Consider the following 10,361-nt stretch of genomic DNA (forward strand, 5'->3'; position numbering starts at 1 on the left):
ATTTCATATTCAGTTACGTTAAGTTCCTGGGGGTTAGCCCCCAACCCCCCAGCCAGCACTCACACCCAAAAACAAGGGGAAAACCTCTTTTAGGGGTACCTCCACATCGCTATCAAGCTAAGAAATACAAATATCCTCAAAACGAGCTAACTTCTCATGGATAACTGTGCAATGACCATTTTTATGGCTTATTCAATTATTTCTTACAAGATTTAGGGGGCGAGTTGAAAATGGATTGATTTTAGTGTAAAATTACACTAAATAAAACATTTGTTACTTTTGGAGGAGAGAAAGTGAATAAGGAGCTTACAATTGAACTCATTTCAAAGAAAATAAAGTTAATACGTACTGAAAAAGGATATACACAGGATAAAATGGCTGAAGTTCTCGGCATTTCAAAAAAAACGCTTGTTCAAATTGAGAAAGGGAGAACGAATGCAGGTTGGACCAACACCGTTGCTATTTGTGCATTGTTTAGGGATAGTGAGGTTTTACAGTCTTCTCTTGGGGATGATCCATTAGTAGTAATCGAAACAATGGCCCACAATAGAACTAGCAACTTCAAAGAAAAAACATTGGGAGGAAAAGTTTGGTGGAAACAGATTCAAGAAAAAGGGAACTTTCGTTTACAACAAAATCTGATTAGTCAGCATTATCGTATTTTAGACAAACATGATTACCGTTGGTTTAATTCGTTTGATCAAGAAGAAGCACTAGATCAACTTAATAAATTAGCAACAGATTCAGAAAATCAAATAACCCCTTAAAACTACAATGAGCGAAAATAAATAGGAGGAAATTACATATGATCATCTTGAGTCTTCTTTGGATTCTCTATGTACCTTATCTTGTATTGTGCGGTTTTGTCGGTGGAATTTATCTAATTATTACTGGTGTTAAATATCATAAATTACTAGCCAGTGTAATGGGATTACTCAGCGTTTTCTTTGTCGTACTGCCTTATGTTTTTTGGGGTATTGGGGTTGATGGAGATAAATATCTTCCCATTCCAACCGAACTATACTGGATTCTATTTTCTTTAACTGGGCTACTAGCGGCATTCATTGGATTACGGTTAAAACTTAAAGGCATACGCAATATGGGATTTATTATTTTTACTAGTGGAATAGTAGGCGACCTTTTCTATTATTTAATGTCTGTACCTGATTCAATGTATATCAGATAGTTTTTACTAAACTCAACGCATCTACTACTATATGGGGTACCTCCACATCACTATCAAGTTAAAATTTTATAGTATCCCCAGAACGAAATTTTGTGCTAACTTCTAACAAAAAACTTATTTTTGGAAAGAGGATTTTAAATTCTTAAGTTGATGGGCATGGGGTACCGCCAGCATTTCGAAAAAAACATACTAACCAAAAACAATAAGCTGTCCATATGGACAGCTTATTTACATAATTTCCGAAAGCGGAAGTTACTTTTTAGATTGTAGTTTAAAGGTTTCTGTTTTATCATTCCAACTCATAGTAATCTTTATTACATCATTTTTATTAGTTATGGTACAACCTCCACAAATTATTTTAGTTTTAATAGAGTTTTGATCTAGTGAAACATTTCCGTCCCCTTTTCCACTACCATCAGTTTCATATTTATATTCAACATTACCTTTAATTTCTGAAGGATCCCCTTTATAAATTAGAGTAAGTTCACTTGCTTCATTATTTCCATCATATGTATAGCCTTGGTACGTACCCTTCCAATTTTCACTCTCACCTTTAAGGGTAAACCACTTATCATTAGAACAAGCTCCCAATATAAATATTATTAATACAAACAAAAACCTTGTTTGTCTCATCAAATCCTCCTATATTCTTCAATTCTTGAACTTCCATTTTATTACATAAATTTCACAAGAATTACTAAGGATTTTAATGTATATTCTATTCATGATCAGTTAACATAACATAAATTATCGGTAGCAAATATTTTGATAGAAACCTTGTAAATACAAGGTTTCTTGTTTCTATGTCTATCTATCGTTTATACATAATTTTATACATCGTTGATATAGCGGGGATTCTAGCGATTTCCGCTATTCTTTTTTTGCATAAAATCTTGTATAAATAAAAAAGATTTTGATGTTATTATCGAGAAGTAATACATATCGGTGTTAAAATCGGAATGTATTTCGAAATTAAATCGTTTTTAAAATCGGTTTTCATATCGGTTGTAAGTACATTCCGATTTTGATTGGAATGTTGATTTAATCGTGTTTTTTAAGTGAAAGACGTATTCCGTTTTTGGGGGAGGAATGAAAATTGGAACTAAAATCGGAAATGCATACACCGAAAATTGTTGCGGATCTTCTAGGGATCACACCCGATTTGCTAAAGGTATGGTCAAACGAATTTAACATACAAACGGAGCGAAGTCAGGGAGGGCATCGCAGATACTCGAAGGAAAATATAGAAGAATTAAAAGGGATAAAAGAAAAAATACAGGCGCAAAAATGGTCTTACGATCAAGTTCGGGCATGGCGAAACGGAGAACTTGATTCGTTTGTTTCAAAAGAAGAAAAATCAGAATTAGAAAAGAAATTGAATGAAGTATTAGAAAATCAGCAGTTACAAAATCAATTTAATCAAGCACTTGTTCAAAAATTGCAAGAAATTACGAATGAATTGGTTACGACAAAAGAGCATTTAGCGAATACGGAGAAAAAGTTAACTGAAGTAGAAGGTAAAAACAGTGAATTAGAAATTTTTATAGAGAAGAAGCTAGAGAAGCGAGATCAGTTATTGCTTGAAAACATTAGAGATATGCAGAAACAAAATCAGAAACAAAAACGGAAAGGCTTTTTCGGTTTGTTTAAAAATTAAATATGATTGATATTTTTGTAGGGTTCTAATGTCGGAAAAAGAAGAATAGAAATATAGCATACATACAATAAGGGAATGCAGTATAGATCAGTCTACAAACATTCCCTTGCTATAAAGATGTTAATAATGTTTTAATGCTGTTGCTACTATATATGTCATATTTATTAGGAATAAAAAGATTAATATATCTAGTGTTAAAAAAACATATAATATTATTTTCATCTTTTTAGACGTATCATTTTTAATCATATATATAATAAATAGCATTGTAGTTGATTGGAATAGCATGGTGAAAAATAAAAATGTAATAGCAAATACCATATTCCCTGGTGTTGCAGTATTCATAATGAGTAGAGAACTAATTATATTAAGAATAAGCGTAGTTAGTATAAAAATATATTTATAAATGTTTTTAATTTTGATCGCCTACTTTTTAATTTTTTATTTGGTAATACAGTTGTTTATTTTTATGGTTATATATAAGTATTTTTTTATTGTTTTCATCTACAATGTAAACATCTTTTTCTTCCCAATCTATTCCATGGGGGATATCTTTTTCAATTGAAAATAAAACATCTTTATTTCTAAAAGGAATTGAATTTCGATGAGCATGAATATTTATTTCATGCTTTTTTATTTCAATGCTATAATCTCCCGAATAATTGGAGAAAAAAGGTGTTAATTTACTATAAATATATAGAATTTCTCTTTTATCGCTTTTTTGATAAAAGTGGGAATTAATAACTTTTAGATCTGTTGTTTTTATGTCCTTTGGTATAAGTAAAAAGGCAATGAGACAATAAAATATAACAATAATAGTGATTAAAGAATATATGTAGAGAGAAGCTATTAATAAATATCTTTTATAATTACTTTGTTTTATTATCTGACTTTGCAAATTTGAATCCTCCTTTAATAAAGAATCAATTGAAACATTAAATAGATTGCTTAAGGCTAATAAATTGGTTAGATCGGGAAGACTTTTTCCTAGTTCCCATTTAGATATAACTTGTCTTGAAATAAATAATTGGCTGGCTACATCTTCTTGTGTCATGTTATTTATTAATCTTAAATGTTTTATTTTTTTTCCAATGTCCATATATGTACCTCCTTTAATTACTTTAATTATTCTAATGTTAAATAGTAAGAAACGCATCGTAGCGTTATAAAAAAAGCATGCAATGATCTGTTGCGAAGCATTTTATGGTGATTTATCTTCTTAATTATGGGGTACCACCAGCATTTTGAAAAAAAACCATGCTAAGATTATGCAAGATTTTATACAGTTTTTTGGCTAGTCTAGTAACAAACGAGAATCTGAAAACCCACACTATGATAGGAATGTATAAAAAATTGCATAGATTGATAAAAAGAAAAAAAGGCGAATCCCTTACTTCCATAAGGGATTCGCCTTTTTTTTGCTACCGATAATAGGACGTTATGTTAACCCGATTTGAATACAATATACATATTACATTTTATCTATCTTACACAATGGTAACTATCATATAATAAAAGTAAAATTAGGAAATCGTGAGGATAATTACATTGAAAAAATTTGTTGTTAGCTATTTAGCTTGCTTGATGTTTTTCTCTATTTCTATCAATATTTTAGCTTATCAAGAACCTAATTATGAAGAAACATGGGGTCCGATTTGGCTATCAATTATTATGTATGTGATATTAGGAAGTATTCCTGTTTTTATAGGTTGTTTATTAGGAGAATTTTTTTATAGAAAAATAAAAAAGAGTTATAAGTTAAAATTCGGAATCCCCTTATTTATATTGTTAGGAGTTTTCTATGGTTATTTAATCCGTGTCATAATATTTGGGAAACATATTATATCTGTATCTTTTACTATTCAGGACTTTGTGGAAGGCAGCCCTATTATTTTAGCATCTTTATTATTTTATTTTATAAGACGGATTTAATTAACTTCCAATAACGGAAGTTATGGTAACTAAATATTACAAGTGTATTTACTTTGAATTTTTATGAAAGGAGATAAAACAGTGTATTTATTAAGAAGGTTGATAGCAGCTATATTGTCAGCATTAATTATGTCTGCGTCATTCGAAATACTTGATTTTGTTTTCGCTAATCCGTATCAATTTTCATTTCTAGATATATTTATGATAGCCATAATCTACATTAGTCCTATATTTATATTATTTGGAATTCCGGTTTCATTATTGATTGATTGGTTTACAAAAAAGGTCTTAAGTAAACTGAATTCTCCTAAAAAAATTCATTTAGTTCAACTATTTATTTATGCGATATTTGGCGTAATTTCATTAGGTATATTGTTTTCATTTGTTTTTATGGTACCTGGCTTAGTATGGAATGCTCTTTTTGGAATAATACCAGCTGTTTTATATTTCTTTGTATTATCGTCTTTAAAGAAAAGAGATAAATCAACATCCTGAATGTATACTTTTGTTGTTGATTTTGAGATTATCTAGGGATTCGAGATAAGGTTAATAATTATGGGAAAATGAAAGTAAACTTCTATGCAAAAGTTTACTTTCATAAATACAAAAAGAATCCCGGGATTCCAGCATTCTTTTTGATAAATCAATAAGATATATTATTTAATTATTGAAAAGGAACGTCGTATATAAACCATGTTCCATTTTTTTTATACATATGGAATTGGATATCTTTACCTTTCCATCGTGGCATATTAATAACTGCAGAATCTTTGTGAGCTTCGTTTATTATTACGGATGATCTGACAAACTTAAAAAATGAGAGCATTTGTTCATGGAGCTCAAGTCTTTCCTTTAAAAATTGTTTCTTTTCTTCAATCTTTTCTTCATCATTTTTATAGAAAAGGTAAGTTGTTTCATAATTTTTTTCTTGTATTGAATGTAAATATAGTCTTACTACTGTTTTAGGGTTTTGATCTTTTAATGTATAAATATCTTGAGTTTTTTGTAGTTTATTATATAACTTTTGTTCTGTATGATTTAAATCTGTTAAATACGGTGAAAGAGGAAATAAAATCCAAAGAAGAATGACTACTAAAATAAATAAACCTATTTTTTTCTTATTCATTATACAAAAGCCCCTCATTTTATTATTAAAAATATAAGGATATTTTAATGTATGTAATGGGGTTTTGCTAGGCTTTTTATTACAAATGGATTTTCTTTGTTTGCTTTTTATTATTTACGGTTTTGAATAAGATAAATTATTTTGTGAATGTAAATTTATATCTAAAAGTTTACTTTCGGTAATAACAAAAAAGTCCCTTCATAATGCTAAAGGGACTTCGCTCACACAAATGATCTGCACATCAATTCACTTTTGATATACAGATCATTTGTATGATAATTTTTATAAATAATTGCGGAATAATGAATTTACATTACTGCTTTTAAAAGTTCTTGTACAAATGGAATGATTCCACCTACAAATTTTAAAACTGCCATTGCGATTGCCATATTATTTCCTCCTCTTTTTTTGTATTAAGGTATGATAATTTTTATAAATAATTGTGGAATAATGAATTTACATTACTGCTTTTAAAAGTTCTGTTACTAATGGAAGTACTCCACCTAAGAATGATAAAACTGCCATTGCGATTGTCATATTATTTCCTCCTCTGTTGTTGATGCTAAGATGTGATTTATCTTTATGCTTTTATTATAGTAAGCGCTTACATTTTTATCAATACATTCTTATATGCAATATTGCATATAGGGTAATATTATACATTTAGACAAAAATTAGACCTCTATTAGTCATTCTTTAATGGTACCATAGCGAGGTGAGAGTCTTTAAGGGTTCTCCTTAATAGGAGGAAACGAATATGGAAAGAGTGCAAGCGATTATTGACAGTAATCCGAAATTCAAGAGCTGGGTTAAACAGGTACTAGCTATAGGCGGAATGTTAGGGTTCTGCTTCTTTGTGTTATATTTTTACAGTTTCTTAATTGTTATGTAAATATATACAACTATACTAGTGAAGCCTTACCTATAGAGGTAAGGCTCTTTTGTTGTATCTGAGGTGAATTTTTTTGGAGGTACTCCAAAATATTGGGTTGATGGGCATGTGGTTCTACTTCTATCACTGAAAGTAAACTAATATTCAAAAGTTTACATTCGTATTTATAATAATTAAAAAGCACTTTTTAATGTTTTAAAAGTGCTTTTAACTTGATGTTGATGTGATGAAACCTCAAGTATATAGTAATTAAAAGTTTCATTGCATGCTGGGTAAAGAAAATTATAAAGTTAGATTATGATATTTGTTATTACCCATATCGCCCAAAAAAGAACTAAAAACTCTATGAAAATCCAAAGTGCTTTTTTCTCAGTTTTTTTGAATTCTTTTATTAAAGAGAAAACCGCACTAATTGCTATAAGGACGAAAAGTACGAGTCGTATTATATCTGGCATGTTAACCACTCCTAATTTTAAATTAAATTCATTATATAATGATTTTCAAATCTTTAGATAATTATCGGTGAAAATTAAGCAAAATTTAAACAAGATAATCTTTTGAATAGAGAGAGAAGAAAAATACTTAGTAAGTGTCAATGGTAAGCGGACTGAAATGGTTCAGCGGTTTGTGCTGATCCATGAAAGGAGCATTAAGGAATTGACACGTGCAGCCGATTCTTCACCCTCTTGGCACTTCCTCAAAACGAACCGTTTTGGGGATGCCAACCGGCGAGGGAGCCCCTCAAGGATTGAGGGGTTGGGGAGTTCGATTGATGGGGTCAAGGGGAAGAGTTCCCCTTGTAGGTTCGGACAAAGTCCGAGGTCTTTTAGCCAGGCAAGGCATGGCTCGGCGAAGCCGACAAGCGTCGCAGACCCCTATCGATTTTGATGCGTTAGCGTCAAAATAAGTATAGGGTTACGTCAATTGACACAATTTCGTCGCCTTGCTAGACTTATTGTATCAATTAATCTAGGGGAAGTGGTGGCACTTTATGTTATTCTCTATCTCATTTAATCAATCTCACCAAAGTTCATTAAGCCATAATAACAGAGAAAATATTCATGGGAATCCTGGCATAGATCCATCCAAGTTAGACGAAAATATCTACTTTGTTCAAAAGGACATCCGAAGTGTATACAAGGATGTCTTTCAAGAAGCGGTGGACAAGTATAATGAGAAACAAAAACGCAATGACCGTAAGATTCAGGACTACTATGACAAAATACATAAAAATGAAAAGACACATGAGCAACGAGAATTGGTTGTAGCGATTGGGGAAGGTAAGGACGACCCAAAGTATAGGGAAGCGAAAAAAGAAGCGCTAAAGTGCTATGCTGAGGCGTTTCAAGAGCGAAATCCAAATCTAGTAGTTTATAACATGGTTTTACATGATGATGAAGCCAATCCACATTTACATATTAACTATGTACCGAATTTCGAAAGTAGTCGAGGATTAACGAGGCGTGTCGGAATGGATAGAGCTTTGCAACAACAAGGCGTACAAGGAAAAGGGACGGAGCTAATTGCGAATTGGAGACAATTAGAAACGGCTTATATTGAATCTTTGGCTAAAGAACAAATTCCAAATTTTGAACGTGCCAATGTGGGTTCCCATAAATATATGAAAGTCCGTCAATACAAAGAATATGCTGAAGCAGTCTCTAATATAGAGAATCAATTTATCGAGATAAGCAAGCGATTGCCCAATAATAAAATTACGCTAAAGACCAAAAAGAAAGAGATCAAGACAGAGGTAAAACCAAAATTAATTGGTAAACCTGAAATCATTGAGAAAGAAACAGGCAATTATGTTTTTTCTCCAAAGCAACTCGAAAAAGTAGAAGAATTAATAACCGCAGCAGTCACTGTAAAAAAAGATTATGAGCGTTTGCAGAATACGGATCTGGTAAAAGAAAATAAGGAATTGAATCGCCAAGTTGATAGTTTGTATGATTCTTTAAAAGAATCTCAAAAGATAAATCTAGAGTTGAGAGAGGGAAATAGAAAATTAAATACTGAAATAGGCTCATTAAAAGCTCACATAAAGGATTTGAAGGAGAATATAAGAGTTTTGTATCAACAGACGAAAAAAGCTTTTAAAGAGAAATTCAAGGCGTTTAGAGGGGTTATTAAAAATGAATTGGATAGCAAGGGAATAGATAATCAATTTGAACGTGAACATAAGAGACAAATAAGCAAACATCGGGATTTTGATAGGGAAAGATAGGATTGATAATGATGAAAGCATTGAATTGTATGAGTTTGAAGAAGAAAAAGAGGATTGAATGTTGTGCTTTTGTAAGAGATGGAAAGCTTTAACAAGGTGTTTCATGTTATTATAGAGAAAGACGTATAAACGAGAAAAACCGCTCTAGCTTTGGTCGGCGAGACGGTTTTTCGTAATAAGGTTGGAATCAACCAATATATATTCTATATACATTCTAACATATAAAAGTTGATTCCTTCCACTAAGGGAGAGAATTATTTTATGACAAAAGTTGTAGATTTTGGACAAGCTGAAAAAAAAGCGAAAATAAGAGATCGTAAGATTGATAGTATTTATGACCAGTTGCTAGCAGGTGGCTACTCAGAAGAAGAGAAAGCAATGCTTTTGCAGTTATTAAGTAAGGCGACTGGTGGGGAAGAATATTTCATTGGTAAAAAGAAAAAGCCTACGGATAGGGTGAAGTTTGTGCAAATGATTACGGATAATTATAATTACTTAGCAAAAATAAACTATCTTACAAATGCTGAAAAGGCTTTTTTAATGGATTTAGTACCTTATGTAGAATTTAAAACGAATATTCTTGTAGAACGAGCAAATGAAGAAAATGAATTTGATTCAGATAATGCTACTCCTAGTTATTTAGCAAAAGAATTAAAGAGAGATCGTTCAAGGGTTTCAATGATGATGAATTCTTTAATGGAAAAAGGAGTATTGGCGGTTGCGGAATCTGGAATGACTACAGAAGATGGACGTATTTGTACGAGTCGTACATGGTTTATAAATCCTAATATTATGTGTTGCTCTCCAAAAGATGGAGTAGACAAAGCTACACAAAGAATTTTTAAGAAGTCTCTTAAAAATTTTGTTGCTGAAGATGGAAAAAAACATAAATTACCGGTTTATTTATTTTAGGAATGAAAAAAAGATGTCATTGACATCTTTTTTTTTTTGTGTTTTCCCATTTTTTAGGTGTTGCTTTTTTGCAACACAGGTGTTGCTTTTTTGCAACACCCTATGCCTTATAAAGCCTTGATATTACTGGGTTTTGTTACTTTGCTCTTCTCACTCTTATATATAGGGCTAAAAGTTCCGCAAGGAACGGGTTGTATTTTTGAGAAAATCACTCAAAAATCTCCACCCTCAATATCAAAAAGTCGGTTCGTTAATCCTCACCTAAAGGCTATCGCCTTCTCTTTTTGATATTGTCCTTGCAAAACTTTTTTCGGCGGGTTTTTAGCTTTCGCCAAGCCGAACAGACCAAAAACGGGATTAAGTTGTTCGACTTGGATCAGCAATTATACCCGCCGAACCGCTAGTTCTATCGATTTAAATAATAAGCTT

General features: G+C 31.4%; 13 protein-coding genes. 8 read left to right on the forward strand and 5 right to left on the reverse strand.

The window, feature by feature from the left end; genetic code table 11:
• Positions 1-293: 293 nt before the first annotated feature.
• Both BG05_RS00070 and BG05_RS00075 read left to right on the forward strand, forming a co-directional pair.
• Positions 294-767: a helix-turn-helix transcriptional regulator gene (locus tag BG05_RS00070; RefSeq protein ID WP_003193797.1), complete on the forward strand. Its 474-nt coding sequence runs from the start codon at positions 294-296 to the stop codon at positions 765-767.
• 38 nt (positions 768-805) lie between these two features.
• The gene (locus tag BG05_RS00075) at positions 806-1,186 is read left to right on the forward strand and encodes a hypothetical protein (protein ID WP_033734602.1); all 381 of its coding nucleotides are present in this window, start codon (positions 806-808) and stop codon (positions 1,184-1,186) included.
• A 252-nt stretch (positions 1,187-1,438) separates the two neighbouring features.
• Here the strand turns inward: BG05_RS00075 and BG05_RS00080 are convergent, their stop codons facing one another.
• Positions 1,439-1,819, reverse strand: a complete 381-nt coding sequence (locus BG05_RS00080; protein WP_016128191.1) for a hypothetical protein — start codon at positions 1,817-1,819, stop codon at positions 1,439-1,441.
• Positions 1,820-2,282: 463 nt separating this feature from the next.
• Here BG05_RS00080 and BG05_RS00085 point away from each other — a divergent pair, with 463 nt between their 5' ends.
• Positions 2,283-2,843 (forward strand): MerR family transcriptional regulator, encoded by a 561-nt coding sequence (locus BG05_RS00085; RefSeq protein ID WP_033734604.1) that lies wholly within the window; start codon positions 2,283-2,285, stop codon positions 2,841-2,843.
• Positions 2,844-2,963: 120 nt separating this feature from the next.
• Here the strand turns inward: BG05_RS00085 and BG05_RS28825 are convergent, their stop codons facing one another.
• The gene (locus BG05_RS28825) at positions 2,964-3,188 is read right to left on the reverse strand and encodes a hypothetical protein (RefSeq protein ID WP_003193805.1); all 225 of its coding nucleotides are present in this window, start codon (positions 3,186-3,188) and stop codon (positions 2,964-2,966) included.
• 88 nt (positions 3,189-3,276) lie between these two features.
• The gene (locus tag BG05_RS00090; RefSeq protein WP_033734606.1) at positions 3,277-3,942 is read right to left on the reverse strand and encodes a helix-turn-helix domain-containing protein; all 666 of its coding nucleotides are present in this window, start codon (positions 3,940-3,942) and stop codon (positions 3,277-3,279) included.
• Positions 3,943-4,391: 449 nt separating this feature from the next.
• On the opposite strand from BG05_RS00090, the gene BG05_RS00095 reads away from it, so the two are divergent.
• Together BG05_RS00095 and BG05_RS00100 are read left to right on the forward strand one after the other, a co-directional pair.
• The gene (locus BG05_RS00095) at positions 4,392-4,775 is read left to right on the forward strand and encodes a hypothetical protein (protein WP_033734609.1); all 384 of its coding nucleotides are present in this window, start codon (positions 4,392-4,394) and stop codon (positions 4,773-4,775) included.
• Between the two features lie 63 nt (positions 4,776-4,838).
• Positions 4,839-5,270: a hypothetical protein gene (locus BG05_RS00100; RefSeq protein ID WP_003193811.1), complete on the forward strand. Its 432-nt coding sequence runs from the start codon at positions 4,839-4,841 to the stop codon at positions 5,268-5,270.
• Between the two features lie 169 nt (positions 5,271-5,439).
• Here the strand turns inward: BG05_RS00100 and BG05_RS00105 are convergent, their stop codons facing one another.
• Complete coding sequence (locus tag BG05_RS00105) at positions 5,440-5,901, reverse strand: hypothetical protein (RefSeq protein ID WP_003193813.1); 462 nt, start codon at positions 5,899-5,901, stop codon at positions 5,440-5,442.
• 757 nt (positions 5,902-6,658) lie between these two features.
• Between BG05_RS00105 and BG05_RS31800 the strand changes: the two genes are divergently transcribed.
• Positions 6,659-6,793 (forward strand): hypothetical protein, encoded by a 135-nt coding sequence (locus tag BG05_RS31800; RefSeq protein WP_003193785.1) that lies wholly within the window; start codon positions 6,659-6,661, stop codon positions 6,791-6,793.
• Between the two features lie 290 nt (positions 6,794-7,083).
• Here the strand turns inward: BG05_RS31800 and BG05_RS30930 are convergent, their stop codons facing one another.
• Positions 7,084-7,248 carry a hypothetical protein gene (locus BG05_RS30930; RefSeq protein ID WP_033734596.1) on the reverse strand — a complete coding sequence of 55 codons (165 nt, stop codon included), beginning with the start codon at positions 7,246-7,248 and terminating at the stop codon, positions 7,084-7,086.
• A gap of 536 nt (positions 7,249-7,784) precedes the next feature.
• Between BG05_RS30930 and BG05_RS00120 the strand changes: the two genes are divergently transcribed.
• The gene (locus BG05_RS00120) at positions 7,785-9,020 is read left to right on the forward strand and encodes a plasmid recombination protein (RefSeq protein WP_033734600.1); all 1,236 of its coding nucleotides are present in this window, start codon (positions 7,785-7,787) and stop codon (positions 9,018-9,020) included.
• Positions 9,021-9,281: 261 nt separating this feature from the next.
• Positions 9,282-9,932 (forward strand): MarR family transcriptional regulator, encoded by a 651-nt coding sequence (locus tag BG05_RS00125; RefSeq protein ID WP_002035308.1) that lies wholly within the window; start codon positions 9,282-9,284, stop codon positions 9,930-9,932.
• Positions 9,933-10,361 lie beyond the last annotated feature (429 nt).

It is taken from the genome of Bacillus mycoides, assembly GCF_000832605.1.
Taxonomy (GTDB): domain Bacteria; phylum Bacillota; class Bacilli; order Bacillales; family Bacillaceae_G; genus Bacillus_A; species Bacillus_A mycoides.